Source organism: Pseudoramibacter alactolyticus ATCC 23263, from assembly GCF_000185505.1.
GTDB lineage: Bacteria > Bacillota > Clostridia > Eubacteriales > Eubacteriaceae > Pseudoramibacter > Pseudoramibacter alactolyticus.
The window spans coordinates 876,516-893,621 of sequence record NZ_GL622359.1; the positions used below are offsets into that span (position 1 = coordinate 876,516).

The 17,106-nt window shown below is 44.9% G+C and carries 19 protein-coding genes and 1 riboswitch; of the genes, 1 reads left to right on the forward strand and 18 read right to left on the reverse strand.

Annotated elements, in window-relative coordinates; all coding sequences use genetic code 11:
* Positions 1-118: 118 nt before the first annotated feature.
* The 18 genes from thiT to HMPREF0721_RS04170 all read right to left on the reverse strand — a co-directional run bounded on the left by thiT (position 119) and on the right by HMPREF0721_RS04170 (position 16,380).
* Positions 119-796: an energy-coupled thiamine transporter ThiT gene (thiT, locus tag HMPREF0721_RS04085; RefSeq protein ID WP_006598304.1), complete on the reverse strand. Its 678-nt coding sequence runs from the start codon at positions 794-796 to the stop codon at positions 119-121.
* A gap of 21 nt (positions 797-817) precedes the next feature.
* A riboswitch (TPP riboswitch) is annotated at positions 818-915 on the reverse strand.
* A gap of 128 nt (positions 916-1,043) precedes the next feature.
* Complete coding sequence (locus tag HMPREF0721_RS04090) at positions 1,044-2,414, reverse strand: TrpB-like pyridoxal phosphate-dependent enzyme (RefSeq protein ID WP_006598305.1); 1,371 nt, start codon at positions 2,412-2,414, stop codon at positions 1,044-1,046.
* 468 nt (positions 2,415-2,882) lie between these two features.
* Positions 2,883-3,047: a hypothetical protein gene (locus HMPREF0721_RS11735; protein WP_156788693.1), complete on the reverse strand. Its 165-nt coding sequence runs from the start codon at positions 3,045-3,047 to the stop codon at positions 2,883-2,885.
* Entirely contained in the window at positions 3,010-4,263 is a 1,254-nt protein-coding gene (dltD, locus tag HMPREF0721_RS04100; RefSeq protein WP_006598307.1) for a D-alanyl-lipoteichoic acid biosynthesis protein DltD, read from the reverse strand. Before dltD ends, HMPREF0721_RS11735 begins: the two co-directional genes overlap by 38 nt.
* A gap of 9 nt (positions 4,264-4,272) precedes the next feature.
* On the reverse strand, positions 4,273-4,509 hold the full coding sequence (gene dltC, locus HMPREF0721_RS04105; protein ID WP_006598308.1) for a D-alanine--poly(phosphoribitol) ligase subunit DltC: 237 nt from the start codon (positions 4,507-4,509) through the stop codon (positions 4,273-4,275).
* 82 nt (positions 4,510-4,591) lie between these two features.
* Positions 4,592-5,755: a D-alanyl-lipoteichoic acid biosynthesis protein DltB gene (dltB, locus tag HMPREF0721_RS04110; RefSeq protein WP_006598309.1), complete on the reverse strand. Its 1,164-nt coding sequence runs from the start codon at positions 5,753-5,755 to the stop codon at positions 4,592-4,594.
* A 20-nt stretch (positions 5,756-5,775) separates the two neighbouring features.
* Entirely contained in the window at positions 5,776-7,353 is a 1,578-nt protein-coding gene (gene dltA / locus HMPREF0721_RS04115) for a D-alanine--poly(phosphoribitol) ligase subunit DltA (protein WP_006598310.1), read from the reverse strand.
* Between the two features lie 871 nt (positions 7,354-8,224).
* Positions 8,225-9,691: an ABC transporter ATP-binding protein gene (locus HMPREF0721_RS04120; protein ID WP_006598313.1), complete on the reverse strand. Its 1,467-nt coding sequence runs from the start codon at positions 9,689-9,691 to the stop codon at positions 8,225-8,227.
* Entirely contained in the window at positions 9,670-10,362 is a 693-nt protein-coding gene (locus HMPREF0721_RS04125; RefSeq protein WP_006598314.1) for an energy-coupling factor transporter transmembrane component T family protein, read from the reverse strand. Before HMPREF0721_RS04125 ends, HMPREF0721_RS04120 begins: the two co-directional genes overlap by 22 nt.
* Entirely contained in the window at positions 10,362-10,967 is a 606-nt protein-coding gene (locus HMPREF0721_RS04130; protein ID WP_006598315.1) for an MptD family putative ECF transporter S component, read from the reverse strand. The genes HMPREF0721_RS04125 and HMPREF0721_RS04130 overlap by 1 nt, the downstream gene beginning before the upstream one ends.
* Positions 10,964-11,560: a TetR/AcrR family transcriptional regulator gene (locus HMPREF0721_RS04135; protein ID WP_156788694.1), complete on the reverse strand. Its 597-nt coding sequence runs from the start codon at positions 11,558-11,560 to the stop codon at positions 10,964-10,966. The genes HMPREF0721_RS04130 and HMPREF0721_RS04135 overlap by 4 nt, the downstream gene beginning before the upstream one ends.
* Positions 11,561-12,101: 541 nt before the next feature.
* Positions 12,102-12,635 (reverse strand): methylated-DNA--[protein]-cysteine S-methyltransferase, encoded by a 534-nt coding sequence (locus HMPREF0721_RS04140; protein ID WP_040639898.1) that lies wholly within the window; start codon positions 12,633-12,635, stop codon positions 12,102-12,104.
* 2 nt (positions 12,636-12,637) lie between these two features.
* A complete protein-coding gene (locus HMPREF0721_RS04145; protein ID WP_006598318.1) occupies positions 12,638-13,288 on the reverse strand; it encodes a DNA-3-methyladenine glycosylase family protein in 651 nt (216 codons plus the stop codon).
* 3 nt (positions 13,289-13,291) lie between these two features.
* Complete coding sequence (locus HMPREF0721_RS04150; RefSeq protein WP_040640256.1) at positions 13,292-14,098, reverse strand: MBL fold metallo-hydrolase; 807 nt, start codon at positions 14,096-14,098, stop codon at positions 13,292-13,294.
* 114 nt (positions 14,099-14,212) lie between these two features.
* Entirely contained in the window at positions 14,213-14,614 is a 402-nt protein-coding gene (locus tag HMPREF0721_RS04155; RefSeq protein WP_083798135.1) for a flavodoxin family protein, read from the reverse strand.
* Between the two features lie 346 nt (positions 14,615-14,960).
* Positions 14,961-15,281 (reverse strand): TfoX/Sxy family protein, encoded by a 321-nt coding sequence (locus HMPREF0721_RS04160; protein WP_006598321.1) that lies wholly within the window; start codon positions 15,279-15,281, stop codon positions 14,961-14,963.
* Positions 15,282-15,284: 3 nt separating this feature from the next.
* On the reverse strand, positions 15,285-15,728 hold the full coding sequence (locus HMPREF0721_RS04165) for a GNAT family N-acetyltransferase (RefSeq protein ID WP_006598322.1): 444 nt from the start codon (positions 15,726-15,728) through the stop codon (positions 15,285-15,287).
* 205 nt (positions 15,729-15,933) lie between these two features.
* Positions 15,934-16,380 carry an alpha/beta hydrolase gene (locus tag HMPREF0721_RS04170; RefSeq protein ID WP_006598324.1) on the reverse strand — a complete coding sequence of 149 codons (447 nt, stop codon included), beginning with the start codon at positions 16,378-16,380 and terminating at the stop codon, positions 15,934-15,936.
* 531 nt (positions 16,381-16,911) lie between these two features.
* Between HMPREF0721_RS04170 and HMPREF0721_RS12230 the strand changes: the two genes are divergently transcribed.
* On the forward strand, positions 16,912-17,106 hold a 195-nt coding region (locus tag HMPREF0721_RS12230), incomplete at its 3' end, for a hypothetical protein (protein WP_341349319.1).

Sequence of the window (17,106 nt, forward strand, 5' to 3'; positions counted from 1 at the left end):
TTCGGCATACAAAAAAGCAGCAGATGCCAGGGCTTCCGCTGCTTAGATCAAATTTTTTGCACGCTCATTTACACTTTTACCGCATCAATATCGAATCGCGCCCCCCCCTTCTTATTGATTAAGACACACTGTCCGGTGCTTCCACCTGTTTCTGGGCTCTTTCAAACAATCTTTTAACGGCCGGAATACACAGCACGATCACCGTGATGGCGCCTTCCGCCGCGATATAGGTCAAATTATACCACAGCGACCAGGTCCAGGCATTAAACCGTTGGGGCGCGTAGGCGCCAAAAAAGATAACCCCTGAGGCCACCGCGCAAATATAGCGCCCAAAAATCCCCAGCAGATACCCTTTAATTAGACCGTTTTTCTGATACCGCACCAGTCCGCCAATGCCCAAAGCGCCAAATGCCAGGATATAATCAATGAGCAGCTGCGCCGGATGAATCACGTAAGGGTCAAACATCAGGTTGATCAGCCCCAGGCAAACCCCGGCCATGATGCCGCGCTTCGTCCCGAACAAATAAGCGCACAGCGCGATGGGCAGCATCGAAAAAGCCGTCACCGATCCGCCCTGGGGCATTTTGAACAATCGAACCTGCGACAGCACCATCGCCATCGCAATCATCAGTGCTGAAATGGTCAGCGCCCGGACATCGAGCGGCCGAGAATTGCCCCCCTCATCCCGATGGCCGCGATCCATCAGCGAAAGTAACGCAAGTAGAACGACCACCGCCGCAACAATCGCGGCCTTGCCGATTCCCGCTTCAAAAAATCCCTGCAAATTCTTAAACATAAAAAACCTCCTTGATTTCAGGAGGGGCTGTGCTTCACTCCCCGCGCCGGCATTGTCCGGATCAGGTCATGAGGGTCAGGCATGTGCCTTTCTCAGCAAGAGCTCCCCTGTGATATTTAAAGCTTAACGGTAATATTAAAACTTGTCAATAACAGAAATCATTTAGCCACAACCATTCAATTATCCAACTCCCGGCACAAAAAAACTGCTCCGAATTTAGAGGAGCAGTTTTTTAAATACCGATGTTTCAATCGACTTTTGGCAATTCCGAAAGGCTGCCGCTTAATTCATCATCGCCCGGAATCGTATCCCCCATGGCGTGATCGTTAAATTGTTCATAGGCCGTCATGTCAAAGAAGCCGGTACCCGTCAGGCCAAAGAGAATGGTTTTGGTTTCGCCGGTTTCCTTGCTTCTGAGCGCTTCGTCAATAGCCACACGAATGGCATGCGCACTTTCCGGCGCCGGCAGAATGCCCTCAACCCGCGCAAATTGTTCTGCGGCGGCAAAGACCGAGGTTTGTTCCACCGCAACGGCCTCCATCAGTCCGTCATGATAGAGCTGGGAAAGAATCGGACTCATGCCGTGAAAGCGCAGTCCTCCGGCGTGATTGGCCGACGGAATAAAATCGCATCCCAAAGTGTACATCTTTGCCAGCGGCGTAACCTTGCCGGTATCACAAAAATCATAGGCAAATTTGCCCCGAGTAAAGCTCGGACAGGATGCCGGCTCTACAGCCACAAACCGATAGTCCTTTTCGCCGCGCAGCTTTTCCCCCATAAAAGGCGAGATCAACCCGCCGAGATTAGAGCCGCCGCCGGCACAGCCGATGATCACATCCGGCTCAATGTCGTATTTCCGGCAGGCTGTCTGCGCTTCCAGCCCGATCACTGACTGATGCAGCACCACTTGATTGAGCACCGATCCCAGCACATAGCGATAGCCTTCATAAGTTGTAGCTGTTTCCACTGCTTCGGAAATAGCACAGCCTAAGCTGCCGGTAGTCCCCGGATGCGCTGCGTTAATTCGCCTGCCGATTTCGGTGGTCATCGACGGCGAAGGGGTTACATCTGCGCCATAGATGCGCATCACTTCCCGCCGGAAGGGCTTTTGCTCATAGGACACCTTAACCATATAGACCTTGCAGTCCAGGCCCAGATACGCACAGGACATGGAAAGTGCCGTTCCCCATTGGCCGGCACCGGTTTCGGTGGTCACGCCTTTAAGTCCTTGCTTCTTGGCATAATAGGCCTGCGCGATGGCCGAATTGAGCTTGTGACTGCCGCTGGTGTTGTTGCCTTCAAATTTGTAATAAATCTTTGCCGGTGTGTTAAGCGCCCTTTCAAGATTGTAGGCCCGAACCAACGGCGAAGGGCGGTAGGTTTTATAGTATTCTCTGATGGCATCCGGAATATCAAAATACGCCGTATCGTCGTCAAGTTCCTGAGCCACCAAATCGTCACAGAAAACCGGCGTCAAATCGTCAAAGGTGACCGGCTGTTTGGTTGCCGGATTTAATAACGGCGCCGGTTTGTTTTGCATATCGGCACGGACATTGTACCATTGTTTAGGAATTTCTGATTCTTCGAGATAAATCTTGTAGGGAATATGCTTGCTCATGTTTTTGCCTCCGCTGAATTGAAATACAAGTCGATCGCCATTGCAGCGGATTATAAACAAAAATCCCCGCAACACGATCTCAAAGATCTGATGCAGGGACAGAAAATACATTTTGATTTCTGCGGTGCCACCCGGCTTGACTGCCATTATTTGGCAATCCACTTAGCGCATACGCGGACAAAGCCGAAATATGCCGTCTTTTGTTAACGAAGGGACTTGCTCCGTCTCCCATAATAACAGATTGCCGTTCACAATCTGCGTTCCGGTTGCGCTGGGAAGACCATTCATCCAAAACCGCGCGCGCTGTTTCGCACCAACCAACAGCTCTCTGAATAAGCTTTATTTTGAATTACTTCTCTTCCGTTTCGCTTTAAATTGCTTCTTTTATATCACAGCACACACTTTTTTGTCAAGTTGGAAATCACTATCAAGTCAATCTATCCGCCACGGCAAAACGATGATCCCGCGCTAAAATGCCTCGTAAACAAATCCCGGCGAGCTGAGCATGCTGCCAAACATCGAAAACAGATAGAGCACGACCATCAGGATGAAAAAATAAAGCGTGTAACGCCAGGAAATCGTCCCGAGAATTTTTTTAATTTTGCTGATAATAGGCATTAATTTTCTGATCAATTTGAAACCATCCTTCGTTCCAGGGATGAACGGCGTCCGTCGTGATGTACGGTCGATAATCGTATTTCGACAGCGAAACATACTTCGCGCCGTAAGCGGCCGCCATCGCCTTGACTCTGCGGTTCACCACGTCGCGCTTATCGGCCGTCATCCCGGTATAATCATACCAATAACCGTTGACCGGCAGCACGAGCAGCATCGGCTTGATACCCCTGGCCCTGCAGATTTTTAAAAAGGCTCGCAAATCGTCGTATTCCGAAGTCTTTTCCCAGGTTGCATGGGCGTGAGCCCCGGCCATCTTCGGCGCGAGCCTGGCATACTTGCTTCTCCACATTCTATTGGACATATAAAATGCGTTATTCGATCTTTTTTGGCTGGCTTTGCGCACCTGCTGCCAGACTTTTTTGCGCGCCATAAATTGTTTGAGATCTTTCGACGTCACAACGCCTTTCCGCCTCAGTCCCTGATACATCTGCATCCGGGCTTTCTCCCGCAAGGGCCCGAGCACCTTCTCTACCGTCCGGTTGTGGGTATTGCGGTCTGCCATAAAGGTCATGGCCATTCTCATGGTAATGTAGTCCGTGTCCGTGGCGTAACGCTTGCTGGACAGATACAGCAGACGCTGATAAAGCTTCGGATTTTTCCCAAGATTCACCGCATTACAATTTTTTACAAAGTGGCTCAGTTTCGGATCGTGCGCCAGGAGTTTTTCTGAACGTCTGGCCACATACCGCTTAACATCGACTGGAATTTTCGGGTCTTCCATAAAAGCCATGTATTCTGTTTTGGAAAACCGCAGCGCATAGGCCTTTGATTTTACGCCCTTGCCCGCAAACCATGTCGGCGAAACAAGCAGCACCACTTTCTTGCTCTTAATCTGATCACTGGTCGCCCCGAGCGCCACTGTGTGAAAAAGGGTCTGGTTGAAGGGACCGCCGATCGTCATCAGCCGAACATTCGAATGAGCAAATATATTACGCGGATGATAGGCTGTGTTTTTGCCATGCCGAAACTCGGAAGACCCGAACACGACCATGGTCTTCTTTGTGATATTCATCCGCAGCCCGTTATAAGACAAATCTTTATAGCGATTGTCCCAGGTGCCGAACCGATGATCCTTTGCCTGAAGTCCAGTGCTCACGCAAATGGCGTGCAGCCCCGCGGCAAAGCAGCAAAACAATAGCGTCGCCACACAAAACGCTTTGACTTTTCGCATAGCAAAAGCCTACTGTGTCAAACGCTTTTTAACCTGAGCGATGATTTTGTTCGGCGTGTCCATGTCTTCCCGAGCGACCTCTGATGGCGAGATCACGATGCCGAAGGCCGATTCGATTTCCGTCAGCAGTTCGGCATAATCCAAAGAGTCAAGCAGGTCTTCTTCCGTTAAATTGATGTCCAAATCTTCCCGAACGACTTCGTCGCCGCATAATTCCTCTAAAATCGCCAGAATTTTTTCTTCCATTTTTTCTCCTTCTTTCTTTGTTTTCCAATGATAGCGTCACATTTATTTTTTTGTTGGCCTCATGCCATTCATCCTTCACCCGTTAAAGGTGAAGCAACACGTTCAAACGTCCTGAAAAAATCAAAAATCCAAACATAACCAAATTGAAAGTTACTAACCACGACACCGCTTTAAACCCTTTATCTTTTTTATGACGTTTGTAAAATTTAGATTTCTTCTGGAAGATCTCCGTTGCCGAGAGCAGCACCCCGTGATACAGGCCATAGGCAATGTAATAAGACGTGAGGCCGTGCCAGCAGCCCATGATGCCCATGTTAATAATAAACGCCACCGATGCCCGTGTCAGCTTGTTTTTAAATCGCTTCTTGCGAATCATGTTCATCGTGATGCGCGAAAACACAAAATCTCGGAACCAATGGGACAAGGTGATATGCCAGCGATCCCAAAATTCTTTGATATCCACACTCACAAAGGGCTTGTTGAAGTTGTCCGGTGTCTTGATACCGAACAGATAACTCGCCCCCACGGCCATGTCGCTATACCCAGCAAAATCAAAAAACAGGTAAAAACCATAGGTATACATATAAATCAGGCCGCCGCGCAGGGAATGCCCCATGCCAAACCAGATCATTAACTGATAAAAGCCGGTGGCAATGGCCTTTTTATAAACCAGGCCCCGCAGGATCCTAAACAATCCAGTTCCAACCAGATCGAGATATTCCGCCTTGGGCATCACCTGATGAAGATCGTCATTAAAACGACGGCTGCGATCAATGGGGCCAGAGCTCAGTGCCGGAAAGAAAAGCAGTAAATACGCATATTCAAAAGCGTCGACGCTTTCGATCAGACCGTCATAAATTTCAATGACGATCTGGGCTGATTTGAACGTCATGTAGGAAATCCCCATGAACCGCAGGATATCATGCGGGTCGTGAGCGGCAATGAACACCTTGTTCAGTGCCAGGGGCAAAATCGCTAAGCCCAAGAACAGATAATAAAATTTGGCATTGCGCCCCTTCGTTTTGTGCACCTTCAAATAAATCTGAATCAGCACGAAAGTATAAATCAGAAAGCCGATGAGGTAGGCCAGCGCCTTGAAATTGTTCCCCATGGCCATCCACACGAAAAACAATGTGACCGCCGCACCGTAATATTTGATGGGCTGCTCATGGGCGCCCAGCCAAATCGCCGGAAGCGTCAGCACCACGAGCCAAATAAAAAATAAATTATCGCTGAATAATTGCACGCTGCTAACCTCTCGCCATATCAGAGGCTTTGCGCCAGCTGCTTTTTGTCAATCTTGCCGTTTTGGCTCAGCGGGAAATGGTCGACAAAAATCACCTGCTTGGGCACCATATAATTCGGTACGATCTGTTTGAGGCCCGCACGCACCCATTTGCGTCCGGCGTAGCCGTCGGTAAGCGTCCAACCGCCCGGCGCCTTTTCAAAAGCGGCGCACTCCTGTTCCGGATGCGCTACGGCTTCGCGAATTACAAAAGCCGCCAAATGTTTGATTTGATCGCCGCTTCGATTGGGTACCACAGCCGCTTTAGCCACGCCGTCAAGCTTAGTCAGATTGCTTTCAATATCGCCGAGCTCGATGCGATAGCCGTGCCATTTAATCTGCTGATCAATGCGCCCTTCATAATAAAGCAAGCCGTCCGGCCCGTAATACCCCACATCGCCGGTGCGATATCCCCGCACCGGCCGGCCGTTCAGGGTAGTGGTGAAAAATGCGGCAGCGGTCTTTTCGGGATTCTTATAATATCCCGGACTGACCGTGTCCCCAACAATGGTCATCTCCCCCTTGTCGCCGGGTGCCGCGAGGCTGCCATCCTCGGCGACAATGCGTACCGCCAAATCCGGCTTGGGGACTCCGATGGGCAAAGCGCCTTCCGCGTTTGTCATATCCTTGGTGACGAGTACCGCCGTCACGCAGACCGTCGTTTCCGTTGGGCCATAGGTATTAAACACCTGCGCCGCAGGAAACCGCGTAAGCAGTTTGGCCGCCGTAGCCTTGTGCAGGGTTTCGCCGCAGAACAAAAACAAATCAATGCTTGGAAAGTGTGCGCTGTCAAAATCAGCTTCGCTTAGACAAACATCCGCAAAAGAAGGGGTCGACACCCATGTGTTGATCTGCCCCGTCTGAATATAAGTCAGCATTTCCGGTACATCCTGCTGCAATGCCTTGTCCACGCACCACAGCGTTCCCCCGGTCACCAGCGAGCGGTATAAATCCATCACCGACAAATCGAAAGAAAACGGCGCCTGATTGAGATAAACCTGGGGGGCAGCCGTCGCATCACCGCCAATGCCGATAATCCAGTCCAGATAACGGCCAAGATTGTCTCCTGTGATCATGACCCCTTTGGGTTTGCCCGTGCTTCCAGAGGTGAAAATAATGTAATGATTCGCCGACGGATCGTAATGATTCCGATAGGCGGCCGCCGATTGCTCCGCCAGCACCGCTTTGATGGCGGCTGGCGTCATCACCCGGCTGTTTGTCGAAACACCTGCATGCAACGTTTCCGTCGTCAGTACCACCGGATTGGCCACCATTTGAATGATTTCACTCACCCGCTCGAGCGGCATGTTGGTATCCACGGGACAATAAGCCCGGCCGGAGCGGGCACATGCTAAAAAACACACCAGCATCAGCGGATCCTTGTGCCCGTAGACCACCACCGGGTCCCGATTGTCCCCCAAAACACCGTCGAGCCAATGAGCCAATTTCCCGACATCGCGCCACATCTCATCGTAACACATACTGCCCGACCGGGATGAAAAACACAACCGATCGCCATGGACCTGTACCATCGCCTCGATTTGCTTGATCACATTCATTGTCTTTTGCCTTTCGTTATCCTGAATGACCGAGCATGCCTGTGCTCTGATCTCTTCAATTTTTTCTTGTTGTTTTATCGGAGTCTATCTTATATCCGCTGTTATGGTGTGTCAATAAGATAATACAATTATTTAATATTTACTAAAATATGTTTTAATATTAATGCATTATTCTAAACCGCATTTTTGCACTGCTCTTTCTATCTTTATCTATGCGATTATTTTTAGATTTTTCAAGGATTACACCGTTTTCATTTTTCCCGATCCGACTGCTTTTTCGCATCCGATTTCTCCGCTCGTTATCGACAGCGTCGTCAACCCTTTTAAAAATCACTAAAGAATTTTACGCTTTCTAACTTTTACAACATTGCTGCCGTTTGTTTCCCGTGTTCTTTGCCGATGCCGCCATCAGCAGGGCCAACCATTTTGTGCCACGGTTCCATCTCGCCCAGAACGCAAAATCTAAAATGCCCGGGCCTTCACTCTGCGATGAAGGCCCGGGCATTTTCCGGTTGCATTTTTATGGTGCTTTCACGGCTCGTCTTCCCGCCGCCGCAGTGATCGCGAGAAGTCTTGACGCGTCAATGATAAAACAAATCAAAATGATACGGATGACTGCAATCACGGGAACCCTCTTTTGTATGCTGTCAAGCTAAATTTTCGTATGCTTAAAACACCGCAATCTGAAGCTTTTGCAATCAATATACCGTTTAGCATTTTACTAATTCGCAATTTTCCAGGTAATGGCCTTATTTTTCATGCCTATCAAAATTTTATACAAGCCGCCTTGTTTCATAAGCCCTTTATAAGTTCCTCGTTGTTCTATCCTTCCATTGTTTAAATTTTCTCATCCATTTGTTACTTTCACAAACTATATGCAATCAGCACTTTTCACTTTAGCCTTATCCTTAAAAAAATTTATAATCAAATCTTCATTCCCTCTAACGCAGATTTTTTTATGACCTTTCTCTGACATGAGATAAGCTGTGTTACAAGTTTTAAATAACAACTCCAAATCATGTGTAATCAGAATAACCGGAACAGCCTGCGTCTTTTCCTTTATAGCAGAAGAAACCAACGCCATTCTTTGATAATCTAACCCTGCAGTTGGTTCGTCCAAAATGACAAGTTTTGAATCTTTTAATAATGCAATCAAAAGTGCAAGTCTCTGTTTTTCTCCTCCGGACAATTCATGTGGGTTCATCATTCGCTTGTCCCACAATTCCAAGTCTATTAGATATTCCTTTATCTTCTCCAAATATGCTTTGTCCGATTCCTTTTTTAAGGGAATTAACTCTCTTTCAACGGTTTCATAAAAAAACATATTTCCGCAATTCTGCAAACTTGCGCCAGTATTTTTCAATCTGTTTTTTTGAGATGTTCCATAGGATACTTTGCCGCTTTTCATCGGCAAAAGACCGATAAGTTCTTTTGCCATCGTCGTTTTACCAATCCCATTTTCCCCGATCACCGCCATACACTCTCCCCGGTTTAAGGAGAAATTTACATGATCTCTCAGCTGATAGTCCTTATTCTTAATGAGTAACCCATCCACTTTAATGAGTATATCTCCACCGACTTTTGGTGCTGCGCTCCTTAAATTTGTATAATCAAAGCACCTAAGCATATTTTCTTTACGAACACCTTCATTTAAATCTTTTGGTAAAAAAATTTTTTCAAGATGGCCGTTTTTAAGAAGAATTAAACGATCTATCATATGCTTCAAATAAGATAATCTGTGCTCTGCAATAATGATCGTTTTCCCTTGATCTTTAAGTTTTTTCAAAACATCTTTTAGTTCTTCGATGGATGCAAAATCCAGATTCGCAGTTGGCTCATCTAAAATAACAATATCGCTGTCATAGACCAAGGTAGAAGCGATGGCAACTTTTTGTTTTTGCCCTCCTGAAAGGCCTCTTATTTTTCTTCCTTTAAGATCCGATATCCCGAGTTGCTGCATCGCATATTCCACTCGTTTTAGTAAGAGGGCGCGTCTCATTCCCGTATTTTCCCCAACCAGAGCAATTTCATTTTCAACTTCATTAACAAGGAACTGCTCGTCAGGATTTTGAAAAACATTGCCGACATATTTGGCAAGCTCTCCGGTCTTATATTCGTTGATGGATTTGCCTAATATCTTTATTTCTCCTGCCAAATTACCATCATATAATTCCGGAATCAGACCATTGAGTAATCTCATTAGGGTTGTTTTCCCAGAGCCGGATAATCCCGTTATAACTACCACTTCACCTTTTTCTACTGTAAAATCAATACTTTCTAATACCGTTTTGTCAGCATAAGAAAATTTATTGATATTTATTTCTGCAGCTTTTCCCATATCGCTATCCCTATAAATCCTACGCCGACGATCATCGCTGCATAATCGCACCATGTCAATGATAAATCTGCATAGGAAGTTTTTTTACAATCAAACTCAATCCCTTTTGTGATCAATGCACAAGTCAAAACATTGCCTGTTTCAAACGCTTTATAAATCATAGGCACTAAATACATTTCAATGCTATGTATTGGTTGCAGTATATTGAACGAAATATTTCTAACTTTTAATCCCTCTTTGATTTCATTCAAATAGCGTTTATATTCCGGTATAAAACGAATAAAAATGGAAACGCCAACGCATAAATTATTGGGTAATTTAGTCTTTCTTAGTGATGCAATAATTTCTGAAATGTTAAAGTTCGTCGCGATCCCCGCCAAACTCCAAAGTGGAAATAGTTTAATTACAATAAGTCCCATCGTATAAATGGAACCCAACCACCCATCTATTATAAAAATCTTTGATAAAATCTTTATTCCGGTGAACAAGAAAATATATACCAAGACAAAAGAAAATGCTTTTTTTGGATTTACCAAAAAAAGCAGAAAAAAGCTAAAAAGAAGCATGCCCCAATATACAAGCATTTCGCTAAAAAGCAAAACGCTTGTATACATAATCATGAGAATGCCAATGGTCAATGGCTTTAATATCAGACGCTTCTCGAAGCTCATTAGGACAAAATATCCTTTTTCTTGCTGGTTTTATCAAAGAATTTTTTATTGACGTATTTCCCAAACAGCGTTCCAAGAATGGCCGCAATCATTTCTACAGACAATATAATGGCCATATTCTTCGGGCTGAAAAAGGTATCTTTTACCATTTGAGCTTTTTCCATTGTGAATAAATTCGGAAACGTCTTTACTAATCCTTCTACCCCTAAGAAAAGGATAAAGAAAAATCCGTGCAGAGCATAAATAACCTGCGATACAACATACGAAATACTAATTCTGCCATCATTGATATAATTGTTTCTATTGCCTATGCAAAGCTCTCCAAGCAAACCGGCTACAACCATAATAGGCAACATTGGAATAAAACCCATAATAGAATAAATGATGCCTGCTAATAAATAATAAATAAATATTGCTCCTCTTTTAGGAATTTTATGGCACATAACAAAATAAACAGGAGCGCATAACAAACTTCCTATTGAAACATGTACGAAAACCCCATAAGTTCCAAATAGTTGTGTTATCATTCCCGACGCCATACTGATCACAAAGCCTACAACTCCGAGCAAGCTGACGATAATCACATCTTTTAATTTTAATTTCATTTATTTTTCCTCCCTTGACATTCATTGAGATATAGTAAAATCATTTTTTTTACGATATCTTTGTTCTTCTGAAATGATTCTTTGCCTCCTAAAGGTTCGAATGAAGCATATCCGATCAATAAAGAATGGGTGAAGAATATTAAAAAACGATCTTCTAATATATCCTTTGAGATGCCTGAATCTCTAAATGCTCTATGAAGAATATCAATATATTTAATATTGAGTTTTTTATATATTCTCAACAGCTTCTGATCTCTCGCAATCCCCTCCAACAGAATTGCAAACAATTCTTTGTAGTCATTATCATCAAAAATTTTAGCCATCATAAAATCAACAAAAGTATCTAAATCATGTCTTTCTCCTGCCTTCAAAAAATTTCTCTCTTCACCATAATCAAGCCCCTGAGACATCGTGTCATAGAAAATCTCATAGACATTTTTATAATAGTGATAAACACCTCCAACCGACATGCCTGAACATACAATGACATCATCCATCGTTGTATTGAAAAAGCCTTTTTTTAAAATGATTTCTTTTGCAGCATGTTGAATCTGGCTTTTTCTTACATCCTTTGATAATCGCTTACTTGACAAAATTCCCTCCTCTTTTATCGAGGAAATCCTCGACAAAAATATGTTAGCATCTTCTAACTATTCTGTCAAGAGTCATTTTGATGCGTTATTTACTATTTCTTTTGTTTAAACCATATCGCTGAATTGAATGAAGCAACTGTTAAACAACATAAAAAAGGGATTTCGGCAAATCGTCCAAACCTGGACGATTCTTCGGAATCCCTTGATTCAAAATCTTTCTATCCTTATTTATTCCCTCTCCTTGATAGAAGGGCGACCGTCTCTATATGGCACGACTGCTCTATCTTGATGTTTCCTTATTGACCAGTTACCGTGAACTGGCAAAAACCTGCGACCTTTGTTATCGGGAACAGGTCAAGGGCATTTTTCGGTTCGCGGAATCTTGTCAAAATCCCCCTTTGACCGTTTGCGGGAACAAGTCGAAACCTGCTCTCTTACCTATAAATATGCGTTTTCACATATCTGCCCATCGTCTCAACCTGCGGTATCAGGGAACTGGTCTTATAACTTTACCCGGTGCCATCGTCTCACCCCGGTCTTATCATGGCGCTGTACTGTGTTTTGGTCTGAACAGACCGTCCATTTCCACACCCTCATGTTCGAGAAGCCATATCTTCTTGTCGATTCCACCGGCATAGCCTGTCAGGCTTCCGTTTGTTCCGACTACCCTGTGACAGGGAATGATTAAAGAAATGGAATTATGTCCGACTGCTCCGCCAACTGCCTGCGCCGACATCCGTTTCAGTCCGCGCTGCTTTGCGATCTCTTCCGAAATTTCCCCGTATGTCATAGTACGTCCATAAGGAATCGTCAGCATGATCTCCCACACGGCTTTGCGGAAATCCGAGCAGAACATGTGAAGCTGCGGCGTAAAATCCGGTGCCCTTCCGCTAAAGTAGATATCCAGCCATCTCTTTGTTTCTGCGAATATCGGAAGGCCTTTTTCTTCGTGCTCTTTTCCGAACGTGTCGGCAAAGTATTTCTGCCCATCAAACCAGAGGCCGGTCAGAGCCTCGCCGTCGCTGCCAAGCGTGACACCGCCAAGCGGTGATTCATAATGATTTGTGTACTGCATCTTCATTTCTTCCAGTTCTTTTTCTTCGGAGCAGGATCGGTAAGTTCAGGGATCGCTCCACCTGCCACTGCCCAGAAATACAGACTTGCCACGCTGCAATAGGGTGACAGCCGCCTCCTGTATTTTTCAAACTGATCCTTCGTTATCTTCCTGTGACGATAGACCATGCGCATACCCCGGAGGATTGCAAGATCACCGTAGCTTAAAATATTTGATCTTTGCATGCAAAACAGCAAGATCATCTCTGCTGTCCAGATGCCAATACCTTTGAGAGAGGATAATGCTGTGATGGCTTCTTCATCCAACATTTGCTCTACCTTGTCAATATCGAACTCACCGCTTTTAACTTTGCGAGCAAAATCCAGAATATAATCCGTCTTGACAAAGGTCGTTCCGAAGCTTTGGATCTTGTCTCTGCCTGCGTTTATCAGCGCATCGGCGGTGATCTCTCCAAGCCCATCGTTCATTCGCCGCCATAAGGTCTGTTGTGCATTGGTGGAGATCTGCTGTCCGATGATATGGTGAATAACGGAAGAGAAAAGGTCAATGTCGACCGGACGATAAATATGTCCGACGCGATCTATGATCTCACCGAGCTTTTTATCCTTGCTTTTCAGATATTCTGTTTCCGTGTCGTCATATTCAAAATACAATTTTCATTCTCCTATCGTGATTCTCTCCAGATCGTCCGGGATATAAAGATTCCCGTGATAATACTGCCTTCCTTCCGTAATGTATAGCTCTTTCCTCTTTTCGATACGCCTGTCCTCGGTATGATAAAGAATCAGATTCTTGATGTTCAGCTTTTCAGCCAGCTCACAGGCATCCTTTACAGTTGAATGGTGCTTCTCATAAGGATTCCAGATGCCGGCATCCTCTGCCAAACAGAACGCTTCATGCAAGAGCCAGTCACTATTCTCCGCATACTTATATGAGCTTTTCTCACACGGTTCATCTCCGCAGCAGGTCAGCTTCTCTCCGTTAGACAGCTTCATGCAAAATCCGAACTGCTTTGCTTTCGTTGAGCCGATATCAAAAAACGTAATATCGTTTCCGTTAATATTTCTTGTTTCACCGTCATGAACTTCGATCAAGTGCAGGCGTTCATCGATGAACCGTGTTTCTTTTTTCTGAAGAAGCCTGTTCGCCGCTGACCTCAAAATACCAGTGACTTCGTCGTGAGCGTAGATATTAGCCTCTCCCTCATAATCACCCTGATTCATATACTGGCAGATCATCCTTATCATCCAGATGATCCCCATGATATGATCGACGTGCTTATGCGTGACGAACATCTCGCGCATATCCATCCAATCGAATCCGGCATGTTTAAGCTGCGAAAGAACGGTATTGCCGCCTCCGCCGTCGACCATGAAATATTGATTGTTTTCACCGATAACAAAGCAGGTATTATAATACTCCGTCACAAGAGCATTACCTGTTCCAAGCATTGTCAATTCCATTTTCTTCATCCTATAAATCCTGGTTTATCTCCCCAATCTTCTTAATCACTTTTTGCAGGCACCCCGCCGACGACCGCATGCTTATAGGGCCTTCTCACTTAGAACGTTTGAATATTATTTTATACTCGTTCCAAGCTGTCTTGCTTCTTCCACATTTTGCTTTTCAATGCCGAACACATATCCAAGATCACGGCAGCCTACAACTTGACTCCGTGCCGCATACCACATCCGTTCGGCCTGTGCACCGCCACCCCTGCATATCATGAACAGTGCCGTAAATTTCCTGCCCAGATAATCCACGCCGGCATGTCTTGTAATCGTCTGAAAACGATCGATTGCCAACTTAAGCTCACCCGTGATTCCCCACCAATACATAGGAGACACAAATACCAGGACATCTGCCTCCATAATCTTTGGATAAATTTTATTCATATCGTCTTTCTGTACGCGGATATGCTCCGAATTCTTTAGAATTATCATACATCGCATGCAACCGAGACATCTTTTTATATTCATATGAGCCACCTAAAATTCTGTCACAACATTTCCAACTGACTCGGCACCTTTTGTAAATGCCTGCACCACTGCAGATGGATTTGCCTTTAGACTGTTAGATCCATTAAGAGTAAGTAACTATTTCATAATCATAAGCCTCTTAACAACAGGCTTTGAATAAGCCTTTGATTTCAATACTTTGTTTACTTGACGGATGCTACCTTTGACATCAATACCACGCTCTTCACATGAGACAATGCTTTTGACGTCAACAGTTTCGCATTCTCCAGCTTTAGAATTGTCGACGAAAAACCGCTTTGAAGGAAGTTGTCCATGAGTGTTTTCAACCCTTCAAACTGAAATTTAATTATTTCTTTTTCTTCGGTTTTGGTGCAGGCAGCTCATCATACATTGCATTGAATAAACCAGTTAAAAACGCTTTGTTATCGACATCATCTACCAACAGCATTTCCTTTGATCCATCATACGGTAATTCATATTTTGCATTTGGCATATACTCTATCGCAGATTTAACAGGCTTCACCAAAAATCTATCATCATAAATTCCGCCAACAATTTTTCCATGATAATAAATTATATATTCACCCATCATTACTTTATATGCTATTTCTTCCAAATCGGATAGTTGTTCTAATATAAATTCTAAATATTTTTTACTTGAAGCCATACCTTACACATCCATTCCCATAAGAATGACCCCATTCTCCTCTTTAAATCCATACTTCTCGTAGAACTTGGGAAGAACGCCTTCTCCTGCGGTGATCAAATGGATCCCCGCCACCCCCTGTGCCTTCACATCCGCAATACACTGTTTTAAAAGAATCGCAGCAATGCCGCGCTTCTGATAATCAGGATGCACTGCCAGATCATTGATTTCAAAGGTTCTTCCGTAATGAAAAAGCATACTTATTCCGAGTATGAAGCCGACCACTTCTCCGTCAACCTCATATTCCAGTCCATAAGATGTTTTCTGCTCCATCAGTTCCCGAACATGGATTTTGGCGTCGTCGATTTTCCACGGGTCATTCCATGGTTCGCCGGAAAAGGCATTTGCATAGATTTCTGCATAGCAATGCAGATGGCTGATATCTAACGGTTTTATTTTATCATTCACGGCTTGACCTCCTTAATCGCCTACAGAAACCTCTTTGCCGTCCTTATGTCGGCATCCTGAAAGTGATTGCCCTCGTTTCATTCGAAAATATGGTTTTTGCCGGAAAACAATCCATCCTGCCTGATCATACAGTCACCGACCGTTTTCATTACAGAGCTTCTTGTTTTCAGTCCTTTCCTGCCAAGGCTCAGATAGATATTATCCGTCATAATCTCCCTGCCTTCCGCATATGCAAGCCACCCCGGAAACCATACTGACGGCGACGCTGCCACACAAGCGGAGAAAAGATCGGTCTGGTAGACCGCCCAGAGCGCAAACAGCCCCGCCAGAGAATACCCGCCGATGATATCGTATTTGCCCTGTCAACGAAATAATGTTCTCTAATTTCCGGCAGCAACTTGTCGGCAAGAAAGGTCGGCGTATCCTTTGCACCTTCTCCAAACGATTCATTGCCAAAGACAGCGCCGGTTTTCCATGGGGACAGATCCTTATTCCAATCGTCAACCTGAACCGCAACCAAAAGAGGCTTTATGCCTTTACGTCCGGCATTTATCCGTCTATATTCTTTCTGTATAAATTCCGCATCATGATCATCGACCATCCGTATCAGACAGACATCCGCAGTGCGTTCTCCATATATAATTATTTTCATATTTTCAATCCTCCCGCTTCACACAGGTCAGCTCCACATTGTAGCCCAGAGCCTCCATCAGACTGATGAAGGTTTTATTGACCACGTTATCGCTTTTTTTATTAGTCTGTTCACATCTGCCGGAGCGATGTGTATCTCTTCGGAAAGTTTCAGCTGAGCAACCTCCTTTTCAATGCATCTGATCTTTACATCCAGCTCTACATTATTTCGGGGCATTCTTTAACCTCGCCTTCCTACTGCAAATTATAGAAATCGTATAATTTATTATATATTATGATTATGAATATTTCTACCCTTGAATCAGAAGAACTCCCCGCCGGAGCGAGGTGTATCTGTTGCTTATGCGTCAACATCGATTCCCGGTCCGGATTTAAATTTTACTGTCATTTTCTCATCGAAAATCGTTATCTTCTCGATCAGCCGCCTGACCAGAACTTCAGAGTATTCAGTTATAGCCCCTGTTTGCTCTTCCAGAAACGAAACCATGCCATCCTGCAATCACTGCTTTGCACAGATTGTGATCTGCGCTGAATGCGGCAAGCTTTACCGGAGAGTTCACTGGAACAACCACGGCTGCAAATCCATTGTCTGGCGCTGCATCAGCCGATTGGAGCCAAACGCCCCGACATAAACTACGCTAACCGGACGATGAATGAAGCTGTACTTGAGGACGCCACTGACAAAGCCTTAAACCGGATTCTGCGAGGCAGGAAAGAATTTCTGGTG